This is a genomic window from Agromyces archimandritae, assembly GCF_018024495.1.
Lineage (GTDB): Bacteria > Actinomycetota > Actinomycetes > Actinomycetales > Microbacteriaceae > Agromyces > Agromyces archimandritae.
This window is the reverse complement of sequence record NZ_CP071696.1, coordinates 3,256,300-3,281,909: the sequence shown is the minus strand read 5'-3', so window position 1 is coordinate 3,281,909 and position 25,610 is coordinate 3,256,300. Positions and strand designations below refer to the sequence as shown.

The window sequence follows — 25,610 nt, the reverse complement described above, 5'->3', positions numbered from 1 at the left end:
GGGTGACGGCCCGCGCCGCCGGGATCGTGTCGAGTCTACGCCGGGGCGGCTGTGAGCCCGGGCAGAACGAAGGGCGGCCGACACGAGGCCGACCGCCCTTCACCGCGTTCAGACGAGGCTTCGCAGCACGTACTGCAGGATGCCGCCGTTGCGGTAGTAGTCCGCTTCACCGGGCGTGTCGATGCGCACGACGGCGTCGAACTCGACCGGCTGCTTGCCGGCCGGCGAGTGCTCGCTCGGTTCGGCGGTGACGTGCACCGTCTTCGGCGTGGTGCCCTCGTTCAGCTGCTCGAGGCCCGAGATCGAGAAGACCTCGGTGCCGTCGAGGCCGAGCGAGTCGGCGCTCTCGCCGGAGGGGAACTGCAGCGGCACGACGCCCATGCCGATGAGGTTCGAGCGGTGGATGCGCTCGAAGCTCTCGGTGATGACGGCCTTGACGCCGAGCAGGTTCGTGCCCTTCGCAGCCCAGTCGCGGCTCGAGCCCGAGCCGTACTCCTTGCCGCCGAGGATCACGAGGGGCGTGCCCTGCTCCTGGTAGTTCTGCGAGGCGTCGTAGATGAACGACTGCGGGCCGTCCGCCTGCGTGAAGTCGCGCGTGTACCCGCCCTCGACGCCGGCGCCGTCGTTCGCATCGGCCAGCAGCTGGTTGCGCAGGCGGATGTTGGCGAAGGTGCCGCGGATCATGACCTCGTGGTTGCCGCGACGCGAGCCGTAGGAGTTGAAGTCCTTGCGGTCGACGCCGTGCTCGTTGAGGTAACGGCCGGCGGGGCTGTCGGCCTTGATCGCACCGGCGGGGCTGATGTGGTCGGTGGTGACCGAGTCGCCGAGCTTCGCGAGCACGCGGGCGCCCGAGATGTCGGAGACCGGCGTGATCTCCATCGTCATGCCCTCGAAGTACGGGGGGCGGCGCACATAGGTGGACTCCGCATCCCACTCGAAGACCGAACCGGCCGGGGTCGGCAGGTTCTTCCAGCGGTCGTCGCCCTCGAAGACGCTCGCGTACTGACGCGTGAACATCTCCTCGTTGATCGACTCGTCGATCGTCTTCTGCACCTCGGAGGCGTCGGGCCAGATGTCCTTCAGGAAGACGTCGTTGCCGTCGCCGTCCTGCCCGAGCGCGTCGGCCTCGAAGTCGAAATTCATCGAGCCGGCGAGCGAGTACGCGATCACGAGCGGCGGGCTCGCGAGGTAGTTCATCTTCACGTCGGGGTTGATGCGACCCTCGAAGTTGCGGTTGCCCGAGAGCACCGCGGTCACGGCGAGGTCGTTCTGGTTGACCGCGTCGGAGACCTCTTCGATCAGGGGCCCGGAGTTGCCGATGCAGGTCGTGCAACCGTAGCCGACGGTGTAGAAGCCGAGGTCTTCGAGATCCTTGGTGAGGCCGGCCTTCTCGTAATACTCCGTGACGACCTTCGAGCCCGGCGCGAGGGTGGTCTTCACCCACGGCTTGGCCTTCAGGCCCTTCTTCACGGCGTTGCGCGCGAGCAGGCCCGCGGCGAGCATCACCGAGGGGTTCGAGGTGTTCGTGCACGAGGTGATCGCCGCGATCGTGACGGCCCCGTTGTCGATGACGTACGAGTCGCCGCTCTCGGGCGTGACCGTCACCGGGTTCGAGGCGTGCGCCGGGCCGCCGCTGGAGATGTGCACCTTGCGGGTCTTCACGCCCTCGTCCTCGGGGGTGAAGGATGCCGGGTCGGAGGCCGGGAAGGAGTGCTTGTTCTCGAGGTCGACGAGAGAGTGGTTCGTCACGGCCTTCGCATAGTGGACGATGTCCTCGGCGAACCGGCTCTTGGCCTCGGAGAGGACGATGCGGTCCTGCGGGCGCTTCGGGCCGGCGATCGAGGGAACCACGGTCGACAGGTCGAGCTCGAGGTACTCGGAGTAGACGGGCTCGTTGTCGGCGTCGTGCCAGAGCTTCTGCGCCTTGGAGTAGGCCTCGACGAGCTTGATCTGCTCGTCGCTGCGCCCGGTGAGCCGCAGGTAGTCGAGCGTGACGTCGTCGATCGGGAAGATCGCGGCCGTCGACCCGAACTCGGGGCTCATGTTGCCGATCGTGGCGCGGTTTGCCAGCGGCACCGAGGCGACGCCCGAGCCGTAGAACTCGACGAACTTGCCGACGACGCCGTGCTTGCGGAGCATGTCGGTGATCGTGAGGACGACGTCGGTGGCCGTCACGCCCGTCGGGATCTCGCCCGAGAGCTTGAAACCGACGACCTTCGGAATGAGCATCGAGACGGGCTGGCCGAGCATGGCCGCCTCGGCCTCGATGCCGCCGACGCCCCAGCCGAGGACGCCGAGGCCGTTGACCATGGTCGTGTGCGAGTCGGTGCCGACGCAGGTGTCGGGGTAGGCCTGGAGGACGCCGTTCACCTCGCGGGTGAAGGTGACGCGGGCCAGGTACTCGATGTTCACCTGGTGGACGATGCCGGTGCCCGGCGGCACGACCTTGAAGTCGTCGAATGCGGTCTGACCCCAGCGGAGGAACTGGTAGCGCTCGCCGTTGCGCTCGTACTCGATCTCGACGTTGCGCTCGAAGGCGTCCGCACGGCCGAAGAGATCGGCGATGACCGAGTGGTCGATGACCATCTCGGCCGGCGCGAGCGGGTTGATCTTGTTCGGGTCGCCGCCGAGCGAGCCGACCGCCTCGCGCATGGTGGCGAGGTCGACGATGCACGGCACACCGGTGAAGTCCTGCATGACGACACGGGCCGGCGTGAACTGGATCTCGGTGTCGGGGTCGGCCGTCGGCACCCAGGAACCGAGGGCCTCGATCTGCTCCTTGGTGACGTTGGCGCCGTCCTCCGTGCGGAGCAGGTTCTCGAGCAGCACCTTCAGGCTGAACGGCAGCTTCTCATGGCCGGGCACCGCGTCGACGCGGAACACCTCGTATGCCTGATCGCCGACGTGGAGCGTGTCCTTCGCCCCGAAACTGTTCACTGCAGACACGATGTCCTCTCCTTCGCGGGAATGCCGCCGCGGGCGGGCGCCATCCATATCTTGCTCGTCAGACTCGGGCCTCTCCAGCAAGGGTAACCTAAGCCCCGCGGCCCCCGATAGGAGTCCGATCCGGCCCGAATTTATCTCGACGTCGAGATAACTCTAGCATCACCGGGAGCGGGTCTGCGACGGGTAGGCGACGCGCACGAGCAGCCAGGTGGCGATGAGCACGAGCGCATAGAGCGGCACTCCCATGAGCAGGCGCATCGCGCCCAGCGCCTCGACGTTGTCGACGAGGTAGAGCGGCACCTGCACGGCGAGTCGGGAGACGAAGAGCCCGAGCCACACGAAGGTCGCCACCTGCATGATGCGGAGCTTGCGGCGGTTTTCGCGCCAGGCCGTGCCCTCCCCCATCAGGAAGCCGACGATGAGGCCGACGAGCGGCCAGCGCACCGCGATCGAGACGACGATGGCCACCGCATAGGCGATGTTCGTGAAGAAGCCGAGCACGTAGTTGTCGCGCGCGTCGCCCGTCCAGAGCGCGAGCACGGCCGAGACCCCGGCGCCTAGGAGCCCGGCGATCGCCTGCGCCGGCTGCGACCGCATGACGAGCCGTATCGCGGTGAACACGATCGCGAGCCCGACGGAGGCGATGAGGGAGATCACGAGCTCGCGCGTGATCGTGTAGGTGACGAGGAACACCAGACCCGGAAGGATCGCCTCGACGAGCCCGCGCACCCCGCCGAGGGCGCCGAGCAGGTCCTTCGCGCTCAACGACTCGTCGCGGGCGAGGCCCCCCAGGCCGCTGCGCTCGGCCGCCTTCGCCAGCTGCTCGCCGAAGGCCTCGGCGGCCTCCGGCTCGTCCGGCTCGGCCGACGGGTCCGCGTCGTTCCGCACGATCACGCCTGCGGCCGCACCACGCCCGTGCCGGAGGCCGGCATCCGCAGCGGGATGAGGTCGCGCGGCGGCATCGGCGAATCGCCGCGCACCACGACGAGCGAGCGGAAGAGGTCCTCGACCTGCGCGGCGGCGGCCGGATCCACGGCCCCCTCGCCGGAGATCACGCCGCGGAGGAACCAGCGCGGGCCGTCGACGCCGATGAAACGGGCCAGCCGCATCTGCTGCTGGCCCTCCCCCGGCGCCACCGGGATCTGGGCGAGGACCTCGGGGCCGAAGGCACCCTGGCGGATCGTCGTCGTGCCGCCCTGCCGGGAGATCTGCTCGGCGATCTGCTCGCGGATCTCGTGCCAGAGGCCGCTGGACCGCGGAGCGGCGAAGGGCTGGACCTGCAGGGTCGAGTTCGCGTAGTCGAGGCCGACGGCCACGACCCGCTTCGAGCCCTCCTCGACTTCGAGGCGGAGGTGCAGGCCGTCGCGGGGCAGCACCTTGACGCCGCCGAGATCGACGTAGGGCCGGACGGGATTCGCCTCCGACTCGTCGAACGGTCCGAGCTCCGCCCGGTCGTCGGGGGCCGACTTCGGCTGGTCGGCGGGGATCTCGCCGGGTTCGTTGCTGTCGCTCACGCATCCACTCCTGTGTTCTGAAGTCCGAACCCGGTCGAGCCGAAGCCGCCCTCGCCGCGCACGCTGCCGGGCAGCCGGTCGACCGCGACGAAGCGCGCGCGACCGACGGGCATGACGATGAGCTGGGCGATGCGGTCGCCCTCGGCGATCTCGTACGCCTCGGAGGCGTCGGTGTTCAGCACCGACACCTTGATCTCGCCGCGGTAGCCGGCGTCGATCGTGCCGGGGGCGTTCACGATCGTGATGCCGTGCTTGAACGCGAGGCCCGAGCGCGGCACGACGAAGGCCGCGTACCCGTCGGGGAGGGCGATGGCGACGCCGGTGCCGACCGTGCGGCGCTCACCGGGTTCGAGTCTGACCGCCTCGCTCGCGTGCAGATCGGCCCCGGCATCGCCGGGGTGGGCGTAGGCGGGCATGCGCCCCGCCGTGATCAGCACGTCGACGGAATCGGTCACGGGTTCGAGGGTAGTGCAGAAGTCTGATCGAATAGAGCCATGCCCGTGTACCGCGAGAAACTCTGGCCGGCGCCCTGGATCTTCATCGCCGCGCTGCTCCTCATCCCGGCGAGCATCCTCGTCTTCGCCCCCATCGACCTCACCGTCGGCTTCGTCGTGGCGGGGGTGCTCTACGCCGCGGTCGTGATCGCGCTGCTGCTCAGCACCCCGGCCGTCGAAGTCGGCGACGGGATGCTCCGTGCCGGCCGGGCGGGCATCGAGCTCGAGCATCTCGGCGAGGCCGTTCCGTTCGACGGGGCCGCAGCCCGGACCGAGAAGGGCACCGCGCTCGACGTGCGCGCCTACCTGCTGCTGCGGGGCTGGATCCACCCCGTCGTCCGCATCCCCGTCGAGGACCCGGCCGACCCCGCGCCGTACTGGCTCGTCTCGACGCGCCGGCCCAAAGAACTGGCCGCCGCGATCAACGGATCGCGACGGCCAGACTGAGGTCGATGGAGTCTATGCTGCGCACTCGATGCAGATCGGGCCGAGCTTGGACTCGTGGTCGATCTGCGAGCGGTGCTTCACCAGGAAGCAGTTCACGCAGGTGAACTCGTCCGCCTGCGGCGGGAGCACCACGACGTCGAGCTCGACATCGGAGAGATCCGCACCCGGCAGGTCGAAGCCACCCGGATTGTCGGCGTCATCGACATCCACGACGCCCGACATCTTGTCGGGAACCCGCTCCTTGAGCGCCTCGATCGACTCTGACTCGTCGTCGGTCTTGCGCGGAGCGTCGTAATCGGTTGCCATTCCCATCCATTTCGTCATCGCCGAAGAAAATCGGCGGCCATAGTCTGCATCAAAACGCAGTCAATGGCAAACACATCCAGCTGTATCTCAGCCGGTGCCTGCCTCAACTTCCGGCGCGCCCCGGATATTCCCGCGACACGCCGGTTCGGCGTGGCATCCTTGGGCGGGAGAACAGGGCAACGGAGGAGCTTTCCGATGCAGGAATTGACAGTGATCGGCGTCGAAGCGGGTGCGCTCGTGGCGGCGTCGGGCGATGGTGCGCGCTTCCGGATCGAGATCGACGATGCCGTGCTGTCGCGCCTGAAGCAGGCCCAGAAGCCCGTATCCGACCCCGGGGTGAAGCTTTCACCGCGCGAAGTGCAGGCCCATATTCGCGGCGGACTCTCGGCTGAGGACGTCGCGCGCATCACGGGCGCGTCGGTCGACTACGTCCGGCGATTCGAAGGCCCGGTGATCGCGGAGCGCGAACACATCGTCTCGAGCGCCCTCGGCGTGCCCGTCCACACGGTCGACGCCCTCGAACCCGACGAGCCGAGCTCGTTCGGCAGCGTCATCCGCGAACGCCTCGCCAAACTCGGCGCCGACGGAGAACGCTGGGCCAGCTGGAAGGAAGAAGAGCGCGGCTGGGTCGTCAAGCTCGAGTTCACCGCCGACGACATCGCCCACGACGCCCGATGGGGCTTCGAGCCGCGCAAGCAGACCCTCCAGCCCATCAACTCCGAAGCCGTCGCCCTCTCGCAGCACGGCGACCCCAAAGGCCGTCTCGTGCCCCGCCTGCGGGCCGTCTCGGACGCCGTGGGCGACGAGCAGCGCTTCGACAGCGGTGCGTTCACCTTCGACGAGCCCGGAGAGGGCGTGCACGACACGGCGCCGCAGCTCGAGCCGCTCCCCTATGCACGCACCGCGCACACCGTGTCCAGCCCGGCCGCGGCGCGCGCGGCCATCAAGCGCGCCGAGGAACCCAAGCAGCAGCACGGCGAGACCGCCGATCTGCTCGAGGCCCTGCGTCGCCGGCGGGGCGAGCGCGAGGCGCAGCAGACCGGGGTCGTACCCGAACGGCCGCGTGTGCCCACACCCCGGGATGCCCGCCCGCCGATGCCGCCCGTCCGGGTCCCGGAGCCCGATGATGCGTCCGAGGCCGAGGACACCGCCGCAGAGCCCGGCGCTGCGGCCCGTGCGCTCTGGGGCGGCCGCGGCGCCGGCCAGCAGAGCACGACGTCGCAGCCCCGTGCGAAGAAGGGCCGGGCCTCGATGCCGAGCTGGGACGAGATCGTCTTCGGCGCCCGGAGCGACGACGACCTCGCCTGACGGGCTGGCACGCGCTCCGCGCCTGCCGGCCGGGGGCGGGAGGCATCCACTCCCGAACGAACGCGGAAGGGCGCTCAGGCGCTCTTCTCGGCGCGCCTGGGCTTGGCCGGGACGATCGTGGGTGCCGCGTTGTCGAGCACCGCGGACTTCGTGACGACGACCCGGGCGACGCCGTTCGTCGAAGGCACCTCGAACATGATCGGCCCGAGGACCTCTTCCATGATCGCGCGCAGCCCGCGCGCGCCGGTCTGCCGGAGGACGGCGAGGTCGGCGATCGCCTCGATCGCGGCCTCTTCGAAGTCGAGGGCGACGCCGTCGATCTCGAACATCCGCTGATACTGCTTCACGAGCGCGTTCTTCGGCTCGGTGAGGATCTCCATGAGCGCTTCGCGATCGAGCGGCGCGACCGTCGTGACGACGGGCAGGCGCCCGATGAACTCGGGGATGAGGCCGAACTTGTGCAGGTCTTCGGGGAGCACTTCGCTGAAGATGTCGAGCTCGGCGGCCTTGTCGTGCAACGGGGCCCCGAAGCCGATGCCGCGCTTGCCGGCGCGGGAGGAGATGATGTCCTCCAGCCCTGCGAACGCACCGGCGACGATGAACAGCACGTTCGTCGTGTCGATCTGGATGAACTCCTGGTGCGGATGCTTGCGGCCCCCCTGCGGCGGCACCGAGGCGACGGTGCCCTCGAGGATCTTCAGCAGCGCCTGCTGCACGCCTTCGCCCGAGACGTCGCGGGTGATCGACGGGTTCTCGGCCTTGCGGGCGATCTTGTCGACCTCGTCGATGTAGATGATGCCCGTCTCGGCCCGCTTGACGTCGTAGTCGGCGGCCTGGATGAGCTTCAGGAGGATGTTCTCGACGTCCTCGCCGACGTAGCCGGCCTCGGTGAGGGCAGTGGCGTCGGCGACGGCGAACGGCACGTTCAGCCGCTTGGCGAGGGTCTGGGCGAGATAGGTCTTGCCGCAGCCGGTCGGCCCGATGAGGAGGATGTTCGATTTGGCGATCTCGACCTCTTCGCGCTTCTGATCGGCGCTCGACAGGCTCTGATGCGCGCGGACGCGCTTGTAGTGGTTGTAGACGGCGACCGACAGGGCGCGCTTGGCGGCATCCTGCCCGATCACGTACTCCTCGAGGAAGGAGAAGATCTCCTTCGGCTTGGGGAGCTCGAACTCGGCGTGCTCCTCGGCACCCGACTCGGCCATGCGCTCTTCGATGATCTCGTTGCAGAGCTCGACGCACTCGTCGCAGATGTACACGCCGGGCCCGGCGATGAGTTGCTGGACCTGCTTCTGACTCTTTCCGCAGAAGGAGCACTTCAGCAGGTCCGCGCTCTCCCCGATGCGTGCCATCCGCAGCCTCCCTCTCGACGCCGTTGCAACGAGCCTAACCCGATCCGGAGGCGAAGCGTCCGAACCGGGCGAGATCGGCGCTTTCGGCGTTTCGCCGGACGCGAACCACCCTCCGAACGCGATGACGGCGGCCGCCCCGGAGCGGGGGCGGCCGCCGTCTGCGACGATCAGCGCGTGATCGCCGGAAGGGTCTTCCGCGAGCTCAGCACCTGGTCGATGAGACCGTACTCGAGGGCCTCATCGGCCGAGAGGATCTTGTCGCGGTCGATGTCCTCGTGCACCTGCTGCTGATCGCGCTTGGAGTGGGCGGCCAGCGTCTCCTCGAGCCAGGTGCGCATGCGCATGATCTCCGCCGCCTGGATCTCGATGTCGGAGGCCTGCCCCTGGCCGGCCTGGCCGATGGCCGGCTGGTGGATGAGGATGCGCGCGTTCGGCAGCGCGAGGCGCTTGCCGGGGGTACCGGCCGCCGCGATCACGGCGGCGGCGGAGGCCGCCTGACCGAGGACGACGGTCTGGATCTGCGGGCGGATGTACTGCATCGTGTCGTAGATCGCCGTCATGGCCGTGAAGGAGCCGCCGGGCGAGTTGATGTAGAGCACGATGTCGCGGTCGGGGTCCATCGACTCGAGGACGAGGAGCTGGGCCATGATGTCGTCGGCCGACGCGTCGTCGACCTGGACGCCGAGGAAGATGATCCGATCCTCGAAGAGCTTCGCGTACGGGTCCTGCCGCTTGTAGCCGTATGCCGTGCGCTCTTCGAAGCTCGGAAGGATGTACCGGGAGCCCGGCGCCTGGACGCCCTGGTGGGCGCTGCCGCCGAACGACGGGAGCCGGTCGGCGCTGCCGCCGAATGCGGGGATGTTCATGTGGTCGTTCACTCTCTTCCTCACGCCTGGTCCGTGCCGCCGCCGCCGGCGACGTCGAGCGCCGACTCGCGGATGTGGTCGACGAATCCGTACTCGAGGGCCTCTTCGGCGTTGAACCAGCGGTCGCGGTCGCCGTCGCGGTTGATCTGCTCGACCGTCTTGCCCGTCTGGGCCGCCGTGATCTCGGCGAGGCGCTTCTTCATGTCGAGGATGAGCTGCGCCTGCGTCTGGATGTCGCTGGCCGTGCCGCCGAAGCCGCCGTGGGGCTGGTGCAGCAGCACGCGGGCGTTGGGCGTGATGTAGCGCTTGCCCTTCGTCCCGGCCGTCAACAGCAGCTGACCCATCGAGGCGGCCATGCCGATGCCGACCGTCACGATGTCGTTGGGCACGAACTGCATCGTGTCGTAGATGGCCATGCCCGCCGTGATCGAGCCGCCGGGCGAGTTGATGTAGAGGAAGATGTCCTTCTTCGGATCCTCGGCGGCCAAGAGCAGCAGCTTCGCCGCGATCTCGTTCGCGTTCTCGTCGCGCACCTCGGAACCGAGCCAGATGATCCGGTCCTTCAGCAGTCGGTCGAAAACACTCGGGCCCTGGGATGGTTCGGCCATGTGTCGCTCCGTTTCGTTGTCGCGTTCACTCGAATCTATCCGGTGCGGCGGGCGCCGACGGCGGCTGTTCGCCGTAGGCGGATGCCGCGCCGCCCGCGCCGGGAGACGACGAAGGGACCGGGTCGCCCCGGTCCCTTCGCGCGATACGACTACTCCGAGTCGGCGGCCTTCTTCTTGGCCGGCGCCTTCTTCTTCGGCTTCGCCTCGGGCTCGTCCGCGACCACTTCCGCGGGCGCCTCGGCATCCGCTGCGGCCTCGTCGGCCTCGGACTCCTCCGCGGCCTCGGGCTCCTCGGCGACGGCCGTGAACTCCGAGAGGTCGACGGGGTTGCCCTCGGCGTCCTTCACGACGGCCTTGCCGAGGGCGATCGCCAGCGCCTTGTTGCGGGCGACCTCGGCGACCATCGACGGGATCTGACCGTTCTGGCTGAGCACCTGCACGAACTCGTTCGGGTCCATGCCGTACTGGGCGGCGCCCTGCACGAGGTACTGGGTCAGCTCGTCCTGGCTGACCTGGACCTTCTCGGCCTCGGCGATCGCGTCGAGCAGGATCTGGTTCTTGAACGCCTTCTCGCTCGATTCGGCGACCTCGGCGCGGTGCTCGTCGTCCTCGAGGCGCCCCTCGCTCTCGAGGTGGCGGTGCACCTCGTCGTCGATGAGGCTCTGCGCGACGGGGATCTCGGTCTGCTCGACGAGCTTCTCGACGAGCAGGTCGCGCGCCTGCGAGCCCTGACCGAAGACCTTGGATCGCGACACCTGCTCGCGCAGGCTGGCCACGAGCTCGTCGAGCGTGTCGAACTCGCTCGCGATCTGCGCGAAGTCGTCGTCCGCCGCAGGCAGCTCGCGCTCCTTCACGGCCTCGACGTTCACGGTGATCTCTGCGGTCTCGCCCTCGTGGTCGCCGCCGAGCAGCTTCGACTCGAAGGTCGTGGTCTCGCCGGCCGAAAGCGCGTCGAGAGCCTCGTCGATGCCGTCGAGCAGCTCGCCCGAGCCGAGCTCGTAGGAGATGCCGCTGGCCTGGTCGACCTCGGTGTCGCCGATCTTGGCGACCAGGTCGAGGGTGACGAAGTCGCCCGTCTTCGCCGGGCGGTCGACCGTGATGAGCGTGCCGAAGCGGCTGCGCAGGCGGTCGAGCTCCTCGGTGACCTCGTCGTCGCCGACCTCGACGCTGTCGACCGTCAGCTCGAGGCCCGCGTAGTCGGGCAGCTCGATGTCGGGGCGGACGTCGACCTCGATCGTGACGACCAGCTCGCCGCTGAAGTCCTGCTCGGCCGGCCACTGGGTGATGTCGGCCTCGGGCCGCCCGAGGGGGCGGAGCTCGGTCTCGGAGACCGCGTCGCGGTAGAAGCGGTCGAGCCCCTCGTTCACGGCATGCTCGAGCACGGCGCCGCGGCCGACGCGCTGGTCGATGACGGGCGGCGGGACCTTGCCCTTGCGGAAGCCGGGCACGTTGACCTGCTCGGCGATGTGGCTGTAGGCGTGAGTGATGCTGGGCTTCAGCTCCTCGGGCGTCACCGTGATGGTGAGCTTGGCGCGCGTCGGGCTCAGCTTCTCAACCGAAGTGGTCGGCATGTGGAGGATCTCCTGATAGGTGGAAGTACGTGGCGGGTCGAGGCGACCCGTCGGGGCGACAGGATTTGAACCTGCGACCTCCCGCTCCCAAAGCGGGCGCTCTACCAAGCTGAGCTACGCCCCGAGTCGCGACTCAACTCGCGGCCTGCACGGTGGGCACGCTGAAGCGAACGCAAGAGAACAGGCCTTGCGAAAGTCTACTGCACCGCCGCCCCCTCCCCGTGTCGGGGTGCCCGCCGCTCATGCAGTAAGCTCGACCCGGCACAGGCCACGGGGATGTAGCTCAATGGTAGAGCCCCAGTCTTCCAAACTGGCTACGCGGGTTCGATTCCCGTCATCCCCTCCACCCGAAGTCCCACAGCCCGCAGCCCCGAAGGAAGGCGAGCCTTGCTTCGGCAAGCCTTCCCTCCCTTGAAATCCACGGTCGGCGGCGTAGCGTTGAAGCACGCACTCCGGAGGGAAGGGGCCACGATGACCGACACCATCGCACCGAAGACGGGATCCCACGAGCAGGCCGCCAAGGCGACCGCGAAGTACCTGGAGCCCGTCGTCCAGCAGCTCATCGCCCTGCAGGTCAACGGCAAGCAGGCGCACTGGCACGTGCAGGGTCCGACCTTCATCGCGATCCACGAGCTCCTCGACGACGTCGTGGACCACGCGAAGGCCTGGTCCGACCTCGCCGCCGAACGCATCGTCGCCCTCGGGCTCCCGGTCGACGGGCGCCTGGCGACCGCCGCGGGCGCCGGATCCTTCGAACCGGCCGCCGGCTTCCAGTCGGTCGAGGAGACGATCGCCGATGTGATCGCCCAGATCGATATCGCCACGAGCAAGGTCAACGAGGCCATCGACGGCCTCGAGACGCCGGATCCGGCCAGCCAGGACGTGGCGATCGAGATCCGTCAGGGCCTCGACAAGGACCGCTGGTTCCTGTTCTCGCACATCGCCGGCAAGTAGTGCGGCTGCGGCCGCCGGCTCAGCGCTGCATCCAGGCGAGCACCGCGAGCACGCGCCGATGGTCGGTGCCCGAATCCTCCAGGCCGAGCTTCTGGAAGATCGCGGTGACGTTCTTCTCGACCGCGCCGATGCCGATGAACAGCTGCCCGGCGATGCCGGCGTTCGTGCGGCCCTCGGCCATCAGCTGCAGCACCTCCCGTTCGCGGGGGGTGAGCTTGGCGAGCGGGTCGGTGCGCCGCGCCAGCAGTTCGCGGACGACCTGCGGGTCGAGCACGGTGCCGCCGGCGTGCACACGTTCGACGGCGTCGCGGAGTTCCTCGAGCGAGGAGACGCGATCCTTCAGCAGGTAGCCCATGCCGCCCTCGCCCGATGAGAGCAGTTCGTTCGCGTAGGTGCCCTCCACGTACTGGCTGAGCAGCAGCACGCCGGTGCGCGGGTGCCGCCGGCGGAGTTCGAGCGCGGCCCGCACCCCCTCGTCGCGGAAGGTCGGCGGCATGCGCACGTCGAGCACCGCGACGTCGGGGGCGATCCCGTCGACGGCGGCGAGCAGCGCATCGGCGTCGCCGAACGCACCGGCCGTCTCGAAGCCGGCCTCGTCGAACAGGCGCACGAGGCCCTCGCGCAGCAGCGTGGAATCCTCGGCCAGCACGAGACGGATCGTCATGCGCCAACGCTATCGGGCGGGCGGATGCCCCGGCGCACCCGTGCCGCAAGGCGCGCACGCCCGACCGCCGCGTTCAGTACGGCAGATGCGCGCCGACGATCGTCGGACCGCCGGCCGGCGAGTCGATCCGCAGCACGCCGCGGAGGCCCCGCACCCGCTCGTCCAGGCCCGCGAGGCCGTGACCCGGCACCGCGGCCGCTCCCCCGCGGCCGTTGTCGGTGACCCACAGGTCGAGCCAGTGCGAGACGGCCTCGCCGCGGACCGCCACGACGAGCCGGACGGCGCTCGCACCGGCGTGCTTGGCCGCGTTCGTGAGGAGTTCGGCGGCGATGAAGTAGGCGTTGCGCTCGAGCGAGGGCGGCAGCCCGGCATCCACCGGCACGAGGTTCTCGAAGGTCACCGGAACGGGGCTCCGCGCCGCGAGCGACTCCAGAGCCGCCGCCAGGCCGCGGTCCTGCAGGATCGGCGGGGCGAAGCCGCGCGAGAGGGCGCGAAGCTCGTCGAGGGCCTCGGCGGTCTGCGTGCGCGCCTCCCCGAGGAGGTCGCGCGCCGCCTGCGCATCGTCGGCGTCGAGCCTGCGCTCGGCCGCGGCCAGATCCATCTGCAGCCGGACGAGCCGCTGCTGCGGGCCGTCGTGGATGTCGCGCTCCAGCCGCCGGAGAGCGAGATCCTCGGCCTCGACCGCCGCTCCCCGCGACGCGTCGAGCCGCCGCACCTCGACGGCGAGCGCCTCCGAACGCCACGAGCCGAGCATGCCGCGGGCGACGAGATCGTGCAGGCGGACGAGGCCGCGGAACACCACCGGCATCGTGAGGACGAAGAACACGCCGGCGAGCACGTCGAACACGGGCCCGTCGAACCCGAGGAAGCCGGGCAGCGGCCCGTACAGGCCGTCCTCGTCCATGAATCCGCGATCCCAGATCCAGCTGGTCAGGCCGCCGACGGCGCCCGTGAGCCAGACGATCGTCACCGACCAGCTGAAGATGCCGATGATCGGCCCGATGATGAGGCCGTGCAGCAGGTACAGCCAGTAGTGCCCGTCGACGAAGGGAGCCGCGACGGTGCGCCAGAATCCCTGCGTCTCGGCTCGCGCCCATGCGGGGCGGCGGATCGGCGGTCGGCCCGCCCAGCGCAGGCGCACGAGCTCGAAGGTGCCGAAGGCGCGGGCGGTGTACAGGGCTCCGACGACGACGAAGACGCCGACGACGATGACGAGGGTGCCGAGCCCGGCGAAGAAGAGGGTGGACAGCACGACGATGGAGGCGATCGCGATCGGCAGCCCGAGGATGAGGAAGCCGATGGCGCGCGGCACATCGCGCCACATGCCGCCGTAGCCGCTGCGGGCGGGAGCTTCCGGCTCCGGGCGGCGCCCGGGGAGCTCGTCAGTGGTGGTCATGGTCGTTCCTCTCCGTCATGGTCGCACGACCGCCCGGTTCGACGACGACGAATTGCCCCATCATCCCCTGGTCTTCGTGCTGCAGCAGGTGGCAGTGGTACATGTACGGCGTCTCGGGGTCCGCGTGGTCGTCGAAACGCATGAGCAGCCGGAAGTCGGTGCGGGGAGCGAGGTAGATCGTGTCCTTCCACCCGGCGAGTTCGGCCGGCGGCGGCTGCCCGCCGATCGATTCGATGCGGAACTGCACGTCGTGCACGTGGAAGCTGTGCGGCAGCTGCTGCTCGTTCCGGACGGTCCACCGTTCGAGGGTGCCGACGGTGACGGTCTCGTCGATACGGCCCATGTCCATCTCCCGGTCGTCGATCTCGTGCCCGCCGAGGGAGAAGTCGCGTTCGACGGCGACGTCGGCGGGGTCGAAGTCGGGGACGTCGACGAGGCGGTCGGGGGCGTCGTCGGCGGCGCCGAGGGCGGATCCCGCACGGAGCTCGAGCACGTCGAAGGCGTCGGTGCCGCCGTTCGGGGCGGCGAGCTGCTCGGGTGCGCCGAGTGCGTCGGCGCTCATCCGGGACTGCAGCACGGCACGCTCGCCGGGTTCCATGCGCACGAGGACCTCGGCACGCTCCCCCGGTGAGAGCCGCACATGCTCGGTGTCGACGGGGGCTTCCAGGAGGCCGCCGTCGGTGCCGATGAGCTGCACGGTGCGCCGGTCGTCGAAGGCGAAGTCGTAGATGCGGGCGGTGGAGCCGTTCAGGAGCCGGAGCCTCGTGACCTCGCTCGTGACGTCGAGGAAGGGGCCGAGCGTTCCGTTGACGAGCAGGTCGTCGCCGAGGGCGCCGGCGAAGCCGCCGGGTCGCCGGCCTCGGCGTCCGTCGTCGTCGAAACTCGCATCCTGAACGATGACGGGGACGTCGTCGACGCCGTACTCCGACGGCAGACCGAGGGCGCGTTCGGCGTCGTCGTGGAGGAGGAACATGCCGGCCAGCCCGCGTTCGACGTGGCGTTCGGTCTCGCCGTGCGGATGCGGGTGGTACCAGAGGGTCGCGGCCGGCTGGTCGATCTCCCACTCCGGCATCCACTCGCCGCCCGGCTCGACGGCCTGGTGGGGTCCGCCGTCCATCTTCGCGGGCAGGTGCATGCCGTGCCAGTGGACGCTCGTGGGCTCGTCGAGGGCGTTGGCCACCTCGACGCGGACGCGTTCGCCGCGCTCGGCGACGAGCGTCGGGCCGAGGTAGGGGCCGTTGAACCCCCAGGTCTCGCTCGGCACGCCGTCGGTGAACTCGGTGCTGCCGGCGCGGGCCTCGAGCTCGAAGACGCGTGCGCCGTCGGCATCCACCCACGACTCGGCCAGCGGCGGGATCGCGAGGGGCCGTGCGAAGTCGACCTCTCCGATCGTCGAGACCGTGCCCGGCCCGGCGAGGCCGCATCCGGCGAAGGCGAGCGCGATGCCCGCGGCGCCCGCGGCGAGCGCGGCCGTCGTCGCGATGACGGCGCGGGGGCGGCGGATGGCGGTGGTGCTCATGCCATCCAGCCTCGGCGGGGCGCGGCTCGGTCGGCAGCCGGGAGGCGCCCGGATCGCCCCGGGGGATATCCCCCGGCTCAGGCTTCGAAGGTCACGCGTCCGCCGAGCACGGTGAGGGCGACCGGCATGCCGCGCAGCTCTTCCGCGGTCGCGGCGAAGGGGTCGCGTTCGACGAGGACGAGGTCGGCGGCCTCGCCCAGGCGGAGGCCGGTGCGCCCGCCGGTGGATGCGGCGAGCGCCGCCCGCACGTCGAGGGCCTGTTCGGGGTGCCAGGGTTCGCGGCCGTCGCGGCTGCGGCCGACGGCGGCGGCGATCGAGACCCAGGGGTCCAGCGGGGCGACGGGGGCGTCGGAGCCGAGGGCGAGGCGGACGCCGGCGGCGGCGAGGGAGGCCAGGGGAAGGCGCGGTGGGTGCGGCCGGGCCAGTAGCGTTCGGCGACGTCGCGGTCGTCCATGGCGTGTTCGGGCTGGACGCTGGCGGTGATGCCGAGGCGGGCGAAGCGGGCGACGTCCTCGTCGCGGATGAGTTGGGCGTGTTCGATGGATCCGGCGGTGCCGACGGTCTCGAAGGCGTCGAGGGCTGCGGCGTTGGCGCGGTCGCCGATCGCGTGGACGGCGGGTCGGAGGCCGGCGGAGGCGGCGCGGCGCATGAGCGGGACGAGTTCGTCGTAGGGCACGGTCTCCGCGCCGACGGCATGCGGGTGATCGTCGGTGCCGGCGTAGGGCTCGAAGCACCAGGCGGTGCGGGTGTTCAGGGAGCCGTCGGTGATGACCTTGGCGGGGCCGATGCGGACGAGTCCGGCGGCGTCGTCGAGTCCGTCGCCTGCGAGTTCGTCGCCGGTGCGCATGCCGGCGGCGATCGCGCGGTCGAGGTCCTGCGGGTAGATGCCGACGTCGACGCGGAGCGAGCGGATGCCGGAGGAGACGCGTCTGGCCCAGGCGTCGGGGTTCCAGGCCATCTCGAGTTCGGTGATGCGGGTGACGCCGCGTGCGGCGGCGCGGGCGGCGGCCTCGCCGGCCCAGGCGTCGAGGGTGGCCTCGGGCACGTCGTCGAGGGCGCGGAGGACGGCGAAGGCGGCTTCCTCGCGGACGACGCCGTCCTCGCCGGGATGGATGCCGAGGCTCCGGGCGGCGGGCCGGTTCACCCAGACCGCGTGGAGGTCGGCGGCCACGAGCACGGCGGGCCGGCCGGCGGCGGCGCGGTCGAGGGCGTCGAGGCTCGGTGCGTCGTGCCAGAGGGCGTCGCGGTAGCCGAAGCCGACGATGTCGCCGGTGCCGGCGGACCGGCCCACGATGTCGAGCACCTCGGCGGCGCTCGCGGCATCCGCGAGTTCGAGGCGACGGGAGGTCATCGCCCACTGGGAGAAGTGCACATGCCGGTCGATGAGGCCCGGGACGGCGAAGCGGCCCTCGCCGGCGATGATGCGCCCGCGGTGCGGGAGCGCGCCGCTCGGGCCGATGGCGGCGATGCGCCCGCCGGCGAGGCGGAGGTCGACGGGGTCGGCGCCGGCTGGATCGGTGCCGGCCGGATCGGTGCCGGCCGGGCCGGTGCGCCCCGGCATCCGCACCCCGGAGACGAGGAGTTCTTCGGGCTCGTTCACGCCTGGCAATAGGGGCACCAGTAGAGCTTGCGGTTGCCCATCTCCTCGAGCACGATGTTCGTGCCGCAGACGCGGCACGGCAGTCCCTCGCGCTTGTACACCCAGTGGCGGTCGGCGCGACTGGCCATCGCCTTGCGGTACGCCTCGGGTTCGAGGTCGTCCATCGTCATCATCTGCCCGGTCTCCACGCCGACCTTCAGCAGCTTCGCCCAGTCCTGCCAAAGATGGCGCACATGCTCCTCGGGCAGCGAAGCCCCCGGGGTGTGCGGGTTCTGCCGGGCGCGGAAGAGGAGTTCGGCGCGGTAGACGTTGCCGATGCCGGCGACGACGGACTGGTCCATGAGGAGGAGACCGATGGCAGTGCGCTTCTTGCGGACGGCGGCGGCGAATCGCGACTCGGCATCCGCGCCGGGGTCGATGAGCGGATCGGGGCCGAGCTTGGCGACGACCGTCTCGACCTGGGCGGGGTCCAGCACCTCGCAGGCGGTGGGGCCGCGGAGGTCGGCGCAGACGGTGTCGGTCAGCAGCCGCACCCGCACCTGCCCGACGGGCTCGGGCGGGAAGGATGCGGGGGCGCTCTCCTGCTTCTCGGACTCGGCCATCCGCAGTCGCGCCTTGCGCGGCGCCCCGATCGAGGTGACGGAGTTCTCGCCGGCGGTGTCGTAGATCGCGTCGGGGTTCGGCGAGTCGAGGAAGGTGCCGCGCTGGTTCGTCTGCCCCATCCGCCCGTTCGCCGAAGCGATCGTCGCATCCATCAGGATCTCGCCGGCGAAGTCCCACGCCCCGTACATGCCGAGGTGCACCCGCAGCCAGCGGTCGCCTTCGAAGCCGAGGAACATCTGCTTGCCGATCGCGCGGGCATCCGTCATCCGCCGCCCGTCGATCTCCGCGGCGCCGGCGGCGAAGCGCCCCTGCGGGCTCGAGGCGTGCACCCGGTGCCCGACGAAGTTGCGCTCGAACTGGCGGGCGATGCGGTGGACGGAATGCCCCTCGGGCATCTCAGATCGCCGCCCGGTCGACGCCCTTGCCTGCGATGTCGCCCGTCCGTTCGTATTCGGCGAGCTGCGCGATGCGCCGGGCATGGCGTTCGTCGCCCGAGAACGGCTCGGCGATGAAGGCGTCGATGAAGACGATGGCCTCTTCGATGGTGTGCTGGCGGGCCCCGATCGAGATGACGTTGGCGTCGTTGTGCTGACGGGCGAGGATCGCGGTGTCCATGCTCCACACGAGGGCGGCGCGGATGCCGTCGACCTTGTTCGCGGCGATCTGCTCGCCGTTGCCGGAGCCGCCGAACACGACGCCGAGGGCGCGCTCCCCGGCCGCCCGGTCGCGGGCGACGCCGAGGGCCGCGTTGATGCAGAACGCCGGATAGTCGTCGAGGGGATCGAAGTCGCGCGGGCCGTGGTCGACGACCTCGTGGCCGCCGGCACCGAGGTGGTCGGCGAGGATGCGGCTGAACTCGAGGCCGGCGTGATCCGTCGCGATGTGGATGCGCATGCGACCATCCTATTGAGCGGCGCGGGCGGCGGCGCCGTAGGCTGGTGGGCGTTGCCCGGCGTTCCCGGGACCCACGATGCCGAAGGAGCGAACGTGCCCGGAGAGAACCTCACCCGCGTCGAAGCCGAGGAGCGCGCGGCGCTCGTCACGGTGCACGACTACGACGTCGTGCTCGACCTCACGACCGGCCCGGAGACGTTCCTGAGCGACACGACGGTGCGCTTCACGGCATCCGCCGGCGCCTCGACCTTCATCGACGCCATCACCCGCACCGTGCACTCCGTCGTGCTGAACGGGCAGGAGCTCGACCCGGCCGCCGTCTCCGACGGCGTGCGCATCGCCCTCGACGGTCTCGCCGAGGAGAACGAACTGCGCGTGGTCGCCGAGATGGTCTACATGAACACGGGCGAGGGCCTGCACCGCTTCGTCGACCCCGTCGACGACGAGGTCTACCTGTACTCGCAGTTCGAGGTGCCCGACTCCCGCCGCATGTACGCGGTGTTCGAGCAACCGGATCTGAAGGCCCGGTTCCGCTTCACCGTCACCGCCCCGTCCGCATGGGAGGTCGTCTCCAACCAGCCGACGCCCGAACCGGTGGATGCCGGCGAGGGGCGTGCGACGTGGTCGTTCGAGCCGACGCCGCCGATCTCCAGTTACATCACCGCCCTCATCGCCGGCCCGTACCACGTCGTCCGCTCCGAGCTGACGAGCTCCGACGGCCGCACCATCCCGCTCGGCGTGTTCAGCCGCAAGTCGCTGGCCGAATACCTGGACGCCGACTACATCTTCGAGAAGACCCGGCAGGGCTTCGCCTACTTCGAGGAGAAGTTCGGCGTCGCCTACCCCTTCGACAAGTACGACCAGCTCTTCGTGCCCGAGTACAACGCCGGCGCGATGGAGAACGCCGGCGCGGTCACCTTCACCGAGACGTACGTGTTCCGCTCCAAGGTCACCGACGCCGTCAAGGAACGCCGCGTCGTCACGATCCTGCACGAACTGGCCCACATGTGGTTCGGCGACCTCGTCACGATGCGCTGGTGGAACGATCTGTGGCTGAACGAATCGTTCGCCGAATGGGCCTCGACGATCGCCACCGCCGAAGCCACCGAATGGCACGAAGCGTGGACGACGTTCAACGCGATGGAGAAGAGCTGGGGTTACGCGCAGGACCAGCTGCCCTCCACCCACCCCATCGTCGCCACGATCAACGACCTCGAGGACGTCCAGGTCAACTTCGACGGCATCACCTACGCCAAGGGCGGATCGGTGCTGAAGCAGCTGGCCGCCTGGGTGGGCATCGACGCCTTCTTCGCCGGCGTCTCGGCGTACTTCGAGAAGCACGCCTGGGGCAACACGCGCCTGGCCGACCTCCTCGCCGAGCTGGAGACCACGAGCGGGCGCGAGCTCACGAGCTGGTCGCAGGCGTGGCTGGAGACCGCGGGCGTGAACACCCTCCGACCCGAGATCGCCGTGGATGCCGAGGGCGCGATCACCTCGTTCGCGGTGCTGCAGTCGGCGGTCGCCGAGCATCCCACCATCCGCCCCCACCGGCTCGCGATCGGCTTCTACACGCTCGCCGACGGGGCGCTCGTCCGTACCCGCCGCGTCGAACTGGACGTCGACGGCGAGCGCACCGAAGTCGCCGAGCTCGCCGGCCTCGCACGGCCCGACCTCATCCTGCTGAACGACGACGACCTCGCCTACGCGAAGATCCGCCTCGACGACGCCTCGCACGCCTTCGCCCTCGCGCACCTCTCCGAGATCTCCGACCCGCTGGCCCGCGCCCTCGTCTGGGGCGCGGTGTGGGATGCCACCCGCGACGCCGAGACCCCCGCTCGCGACTACCTCGAACTCGTCACCCGCAATATCGCCGCCGAGACCGAGTCGACCACGCTTCGCATCGTGCTGAACCAGTCGGTTCTCGCGGCAGGCTCCTACACGGCCCCCGCCGACCGCGCAGACGCCCTCCGCACCCTCGCCGACGCCCTCTGGGGTCTCGCCGAGCAGGCCGCACCGGGCAGCGACGCGCAGTTCCAGTTCGTGAAGTTCTTCGCCGCGATCGCCGAGCACTCCTCGAAGATCGACGTCGTCGAACGCCTCTTCGCCGGCGAGCTCGCCCTCGCGGGCCTCGCCGTGGACACCGATCTCGGCTGGGAGCTGCTCATCGCCCTCGTCGCCGCAGGCCGGGCCGGCGGCGACGAGATCGACGCCCGCCTCACCGAAGACAACACGGCCTCCGGCCAGCAGTCGGCCGCGCACGCCCGTGCCGCCATCCCCACCGCGGAGGGCAAAGCGGCCGCCTGGGCCTCGCTCATCGACGTCGACACGGCCCCGAACGCCATCGTGCGCGCCACCGCGCTCGGCTTCAAGCGCGCCGCCGACCGCTCGCTCCTCGAGCCCTACGTCGAGCGCTACTTCGACGCCCTCGAGGGCATCTGGCAGGGCCGCAGCTACCACATCGCGAACGCGCTCATCGTCGGCCTCTACCCGTCGCCGCTGGCCGACCGGCACCTCGCCGACGCATCCCGGGCCTGGCTCGACGCCCACCCGGGCACCCCGGCGCTGCGCCGCCTCGTGATCGAGAACCTCGCCGGGGTCGACCGGGCCCTCGCCGCCCAGACGCGAGACGCGGCCTGAGGCGGCGGCGATGACGAAGCCCGCGCTCACCCGCGACGAAGCGATCGCGCGCGCGGCGGCGATCACGGTCGACGGATACGACATCGCACTCGACCTCTCGGCGAACGCCAGCGTGTTCCACTCCGAGACGACCGTGCGCTTCGCCGCCGAACCGGGTGCCTCGACCTTCATCGAGGCGACCACGCTCGAGGTGCACGAGATCGAGCTGAACGGCAGACGCCTCGAGCCGGCAATCGCCGGCGACGGATACCGCATCCGTCTCGACGGGCTCGAGGCCGAGAACGAACTGCGCGTCGTCTCGACGTGCGCGTACTCGAGCTCGGGCGAAGGGCTGCACCGCTTCGTCGACCCCGTCGACGGCGAACGTTACGTGTACACGGAGCTGGCGGTCGCCGAGGCCAGCCGGGTGTTCGCCGTCTTCGACCAGCCCGATCTGAAGGCCCGGTTCCGCTTCACCGTGACGGCCCCCGAGCACTGGCGGGTGATCTCGAACGCGCCGACGCCCGAACCGACGGCGAACGGCGACGGCACCGCGAGCTGGGCGTTCGAGCCGGGCCCGGTGATCTCCAGCTATCTCGCCGCGGTCGTCGGCGGCCCCTACGCGGCATGGGAAGGCGAGACGAGAACGCTCGACGGCCGCACCGTGCCGCTCGGCGTCTTCGCCCGCGCGTCCCTGGCCGAGCACGTCGAACCCGAGGTCATGTTCGAAACCGTCGACCGCGGCATGCGCTTCTTCGAAGAACGCTTCGGGGTGCCCTACCCGTTCGAGAAGTACGACCAGATCTTCGTGCCCGAATACAACTGGGGCGCCATGGAGAACGTGGGCGCGGTCACCTTCAACGAGGGCTACATCTTCCGATCCCGCGAACCGGAGTCGCGCCACGAACGCCGCATGACGACCGTGCTGCACGAGCTCTCGCACATGTGGTTCGGAAACCTCGTCACGATGCGCTGGTGGAACGACCTGTGGCTGAACGAATCGTTCGCGACCTGGGCGTCGATGTTCGCCGTGGCCGAGACGACCCCGTTCACCCACGCCTGGGCGACCTTCGCCGCCGACGACAAGTCGGCCGCCGCCGAACAGGACCAGCTGCCGACCACGCACCCCATCGTCGCCCGCATCGACGACACCGCCGACGTCGACGTGAACTTCGACCGCATCACCTACGACAAGGGCGCCTCGGTGCTCCGCCAGCTCGTCGCCTGGGTGGGGCTGGACGCCTTCCTCACCGGTGTCGGCGCCTACCTCCGCGCGAACGCCTTCGGCAACGCCACGCTCGACGACCTCCTCGCAGAGCTCGAACGCGCCGGCGGCCGCGAGCTCGGCCCGTGGTCGGAGGAGTGGCTGGAGACCGCCGGGGTGAACCGGATGCGGGCGAGACTCGTGATCGACGATGCGTCACCGGCATCCGTCGCCGGCCTGGTGCTCGAGCAGACCGCACCCGGCACGCACCCCGTGCTCCGCCGTCACCGCACGACCGTCGGCTTCTACCGTTCCGACGGGGGGCGCCTGGCCCGCACCGCCCGTTTCGAACTCGATGCGAGCGGCTCCGAGACCCCGATCCCGGAGGCCGTCGGCTCCGCCGTGCCTGAGTTGGTGCTCGTCAACGACGCCGACCTGGATTACGCCACCGTCCGCCTCGACGCGGCCTCGCGCGAGGCCGCCATGCACCGGCTCGGCGACCTCGACGACCCGGTCGCGCGCGCCGTGGTGTGGGGCTCGGCATGGGATTCCGTGCGGCACGCCGAACTCTCGCCGAGCGAGTTCGTGCAACTCGTCGTGGCGAACATCGGCAAGGAGAGCAGCTCGGTGCAGCGCACCCTCGTGCTCGCACGGCTCGAGTTCGTGCTCGACCGATACCTCGCCTGGGATCGGGCCGGGGTGGCCGTCGAGGCCGGAGACGCCCTGTGGGCCCTCGTCGGGATGGCCGAGGCCGGTTCGGACGCGCAGCTGCAGTTCGTGAAGTGCTTCACCCGGATCGCGACGAGCGCCGGGCACGCGGCCCTGCTGCAGGGCCTGCTCGACGGTTCGACGCGGCTCGACGGCATCGCGATCGACACGGGCCTGCGCTGGGAGATCATCACCTCGCTCGCGGCGCTCGGCGAGGCCGACGAGGCCGCGATCGACGCCGTGCTCGCCCAGGACGACACCGCGAAGGGGCGCCTGCTCGCCGCCACGGCCAAGGCCGCCCGGCCCGAGCAGTCGGTCAAGGACGAGGCGTGGCGTCGCGTCGCGACCGACACGTCCGTCTCGAACGACCTCGCGCGGGCCCTGGCCGAAGGCTGGCGGCGATCCCGCCCCGTCGAACTGCTCGCCGGGTCGGTCGAACCCTACTTCGCGATGCTGCAGTCGGTGTGGGCCGGCCGCGGGTTCACGATGGCTTCGATCATCGTGACGGGCCTGTTCCCGGCCGGCCTCGTCACCCCGGAGCTCGACGCGGCGGCCCGCGAATGGCTCGGCTCGCACGACGGCCCCGGGTCGCTGCGCCGCCTCGTGCTGGAGCAGGCCGACGAATTGGAGCGGGCTCTCACCGCACAGGCACGCGATGCCCAGGATGAACCGGAACCGCGCCGCTAAACTGGCCGGACATGCTCCAGTCCCTCGCCTCAGCCGTCTTCGCCCGCCCGGCCGCCGAGGATCAGCCCGGCGGTGAGGAGGTCGTCGACATGTGGACCGACTTCGCCGGATTCTGGGCCGAGAACTGGAGCGTGGTCCTCGGGCGGATCATCCAGATCGCCCTGATCGTCGTCATCGCGCTCGCCGCACGCTGGGTGCTGCACCGCGTGATCACCCGCGTCGTGGATCGCATCGTCTCCGGCGTCAAGCGCAAGCAGGACGTCACCGACACGCAGGCCCTGCAGGCCTCCCCGCTGCAGGCGGTGCGGACGGTGCAGCGCACCCGCACGCTCGGCACCGTCCTCACGAACATCGTCAACGTCATCATCTTCGTCGTGGCGGTGCTGCTCATCGTCAACGCCATCGACCGCGACGTGCTCGGATCCTTCGCGCTGCTGTCGGCCGCGATCGGCGCCGGCCTCGGTTTCGGCGCGCAGAACATCGTGAAAGACGCTCTGAACGGCATCTTCCTCGTCATCGAGGACCAGGTCGGCGTCGGCGACATCGTCGACCTCGGGTTCGCGACGGGCGTCGTCGAAGAGGTCAAGATCCGCGTCACCAAGGTCCGTGATGTGAACGGCACCCTCTGGTATGTGCGCAACGGCGAGATCCTCCGCGTCGGCAACATGTCGCAGGGCTGGGCGCGCATCATCGTCGACCTCGCGGTGCCGTACGAGGCCGATGTGGATGCCGTCGAGGCGACCCTGCTGCAGACCGCCACCGATCTCGCGCAGACCGGCAAGTGGCGCTCGCGCATCCTCGAGAAGCCCGAGGTGTGGGGCCTGTCCTCGATCTCCGAGGACGCCGTGGTCATGCGGGTCGTCATGAAGGTGCGCACGAGCGCCAAGGACGATGTCGCGAGCGAGCTGCGGATGCGCCTGAAGCAGGCCGTCGACGAGATGGATCTGAAACTGCCGAGCCTGTCGAGCGTTGTGCTCGAGGGTTTCGACGAGGCCACGCGCGTGCGCGGCGCCCGGCCGCCGAAGACGACGCCGACCCAGGTCATCCCGACCCCGGCCAAGCGCGGCAAACGCCCCGGCCGGCTGCGGAAGGCGCAGGCGAAGGCCGAGACCGCCCGGCCGGCGCCGGGCTGGGCCGCGAAGCCGGATGCACCGAAGCCGGCCGCACCGAAGCCGGATACACCGAAGCCGGATACACCGAAGCCGCACGATGCGAAGCCCGCCGATCCCACGGGCGTCGACACGAAGCCTGCGGCCGACCACGACCCGTCCACCGACCCGGAGCGCGACGCATGACCGACCCCGCCCACCCCACCGACCGCGTCCCCGCTCCCCGGCGAGCCTGCAGCTCCGA

General features: G+C 70.2%; 20 protein-coding genes, 2 tRNA genes and 1 pseudogene. 7 read left to right on the top strand and 16 right to left on the bottom strand.

The window, feature by feature from the left end; genetic code table 11:
- Positions 1-108 precede the first annotated feature (108 nt).
- The 4 genes from acnA to dut form a co-directional block, all read right to left on the bottom strand.
- Positions 109-2,946, bottom strand: coding sequence for an aconitate hydratase AcnA (gene acnA, locus G127AT_RS15165; RefSeq protein ID WP_280527574.1), 2,838 nt, complete (start codon positions 2,944-2,946; stop codon positions 109-111).
- Between the two features lie 159 nt (positions 2,947-3,105).
- Entirely contained in the window at positions 3,106-3,834 is a 729-nt protein-coding gene (locus tag G127AT_RS15160) for a DUF3159 domain-containing protein (protein WP_244857621.1), read from the bottom strand.
- Positions 3,835-3,836: 2 nt separating this feature from the next.
- Positions 3,837-4,460, bottom strand: a complete 624-nt coding sequence (locus tag G127AT_RS15155) for a DUF3710 domain-containing protein (protein ID WP_210898291.1) — start codon at positions 4,458-4,460, stop codon at positions 3,837-3,839.
- On the bottom strand, positions 4,457-4,915 hold the full coding sequence (gene dut, locus G127AT_RS15150) for a dUTP diphosphatase (protein WP_210898289.1): 459 nt from the start codon (positions 4,913-4,915) through the stop codon (positions 4,457-4,459). The genes G127AT_RS15155 and dut overlap by 4 nt, the downstream gene beginning before the upstream one ends.
- Positions 4,916-4,954: 39 nt before the next feature.
- Between dut and G127AT_RS15145 the strand changes: the two genes are divergently transcribed.
- Complete coding sequence (locus G127AT_RS15145) at positions 4,955-5,401, top strand: DUF3093 domain-containing protein (protein ID WP_210898287.1); 447 nt, start codon at positions 4,955-4,957, stop codon at positions 5,399-5,401.
- Between the two features lie 12 nt (positions 5,402-5,413).
- On the opposite strand, the gene G127AT_RS15140 is transcribed toward G127AT_RS15145, so the two are convergent.
- On the bottom strand, positions 5,414-5,707 hold the full coding sequence (locus tag G127AT_RS15140) for a DUF4193 domain-containing protein (protein WP_210898284.1): 294 nt from the start codon (positions 5,705-5,707) through the stop codon (positions 5,414-5,416).
- 195 nt (positions 5,708-5,902) lie between these two features.
- Between G127AT_RS15140 and sepH the strand changes: the two genes are divergently transcribed.
- On the top strand, positions 5,903-7,015 hold the full coding sequence (sepH, locus tag G127AT_RS15135) for a septation protein SepH (RefSeq protein ID WP_210898282.1): 1,113 nt from the start codon (positions 5,903-5,905) through the stop codon (positions 7,013-7,015).
- Positions 7,016-7,089: 74 nt separating this feature from the next.
- Here sepH and clpX read toward each other — a convergent pair whose 3' ends face one another.
- The 5 genes from clpX to G127AT_RS15110 form a co-directional block, all read right to left on the bottom strand.
- A complete protein-coding gene (clpX, locus tag G127AT_RS15130) occupies positions 7,090-8,367 on the bottom strand; it encodes an ATP-dependent Clp protease ATP-binding subunit ClpX (protein ID WP_210898280.1) in 1,278 nt (425 codons plus the stop codon).
- 167 nt (positions 8,368-8,534) lie between these two features.
- Positions 8,535-9,233: an ATP-dependent Clp protease proteolytic subunit gene (locus tag G127AT_RS15125; RefSeq protein ID WP_210902210.1), complete on the bottom strand. Its 699-nt coding sequence runs from the start codon at positions 9,231-9,233 to the stop codon at positions 8,535-8,537.
- 20 nt (positions 9,234-9,253) lie between these two features.
- Positions 9,254-9,880 (bottom strand): ATP-dependent Clp protease proteolytic subunit, encoded by a 627-nt coding sequence (locus G127AT_RS15120; protein WP_425305907.1) that lies wholly within the window; start codon positions 9,878-9,880, stop codon positions 9,254-9,256.
- A gap of 110 nt (positions 9,881-9,990) precedes the next feature.
- Complete coding sequence (gene tig, locus G127AT_RS15115) at positions 9,991-11,412, bottom strand: trigger factor (protein ID WP_210898277.1); 1,422 nt, start codon at positions 11,410-11,412, stop codon at positions 9,991-9,993.
- A 50-nt stretch (positions 11,413-11,462) separates the two neighbouring features.
- Positions 11,463-11,536 (bottom strand) — tRNA-Pro (locus G127AT_RS15110).
- A gap of 148 nt (positions 11,537-11,684) precedes the next feature.
- On the opposite strand from G127AT_RS15110, the gene G127AT_RS15105 reads away from it, so the two are divergent.
- Positions 11,685-11,758: transfer RNA gene (locus tag G127AT_RS15105), tRNA-Gly, on the top strand.
- Positions 11,759-11,883: 125 nt separating this feature from the next.
- Positions 11,884-12,366 carry a Dps family protein gene (locus G127AT_RS15100; protein ID WP_210898275.1) on the top strand — a complete coding sequence of 161 codons (483 nt, stop codon included), beginning with the start codon at positions 11,884-11,886 and terminating at the stop codon, positions 12,364-12,366.
- A 19-nt stretch (positions 12,367-12,385) separates the two neighbouring features.
- On the opposite strand, the gene G127AT_RS15095 is transcribed toward G127AT_RS15100, so the two are convergent.
- The 6 genes and pseudogenes from G127AT_RS15095 to G127AT_RS15070 all read right to left on the bottom strand — a co-directional run bounded on the left by G127AT_RS15095 (position 12,386) and on the right by G127AT_RS15070 (position 19,042).
- Positions 12,386-13,030: a response regulator transcription factor gene (locus tag G127AT_RS15095; RefSeq protein WP_244857620.1), complete on the bottom strand. Its 645-nt coding sequence runs from the start codon at positions 13,028-13,030 to the stop codon at positions 12,386-12,388.
- 73 nt (positions 13,031-13,103) lie between these two features.
- The gene (locus G127AT_RS15090) at positions 13,104-14,426 is read right to left on the bottom strand and encodes a sensor histidine kinase (RefSeq protein ID WP_210898274.1); all 1,323 of its coding nucleotides are present in this window, start codon (positions 14,424-14,426) and stop codon (positions 13,104-13,106) included.
- Positions 14,413-15,945, bottom strand: a complete 1,533-nt coding sequence (locus G127AT_RS15085) for a multicopper oxidase family protein (protein ID WP_210898271.1) — start codon at positions 15,943-15,945, stop codon at positions 14,413-14,415. The genes G127AT_RS15090 and G127AT_RS15085 overlap by 14 nt, the downstream gene beginning before the upstream one ends.
- Before the next feature lie 77 nt (positions 15,946-16,022).
- Positions 16,023-17,506, bottom strand: a pseudogene (locus tag G127AT_RS15080) (amidohydrolase).
- 35 nt (positions 17,507-17,541) lie between these two features.
- Positions 17,542-18,543, bottom strand: coding sequence for an Fpg/Nei family DNA glycosylase (locus G127AT_RS15075; RefSeq protein WP_210898269.1), 1,002 nt, complete (start codon positions 18,541-18,543; stop codon positions 17,542-17,544).
- Between the two features lies 1 nt (position 18,544).
- Entirely contained in the window at positions 18,545-19,042 is a 498-nt protein-coding gene (locus G127AT_RS15070) for a ribose-5-phosphate isomerase (protein ID WP_210898267.1), read from the bottom strand.
- A gap of 93 nt (positions 19,043-19,135) precedes the next feature.
- Here G127AT_RS15070 and pepN (G127AT_RS15065) point away from each other — a divergent pair, with 93 nt between their 5' ends.
- From pepN (G127AT_RS15065) to G127AT_RS15055, 3 genes are read left to right on the top strand one after another with little or no spacing between them, the layout of a single operon-like run.
- Positions 19,136-21,679, top strand: a complete 2,544-nt coding sequence (pepN, locus tag G127AT_RS15065) for an aminopeptidase N (RefSeq protein ID WP_210898266.1) — start codon at positions 19,136-19,138, stop codon at positions 21,677-21,679.
- 10 nt (positions 21,680-21,689) lie between these two features.
- On the top strand, positions 21,690-24,257 hold the full coding sequence (pepN, locus tag G127AT_RS15060) for an aminopeptidase N (RefSeq protein ID WP_210898263.1): 2,568 nt from the start codon (positions 21,690-21,692) through the stop codon (positions 24,255-24,257).
- Between the two features lie 11 nt (positions 24,258-24,268).
- Positions 24,269-25,552: a mechanosensitive ion channel family protein gene (locus G127AT_RS15055; protein ID WP_425305867.1), complete on the top strand. Its 1,284-nt coding sequence runs from the start codon at positions 24,269-24,271 to the stop codon at positions 25,550-25,552.
- Positions 25,553-25,610 lie beyond the last annotated feature (58 nt).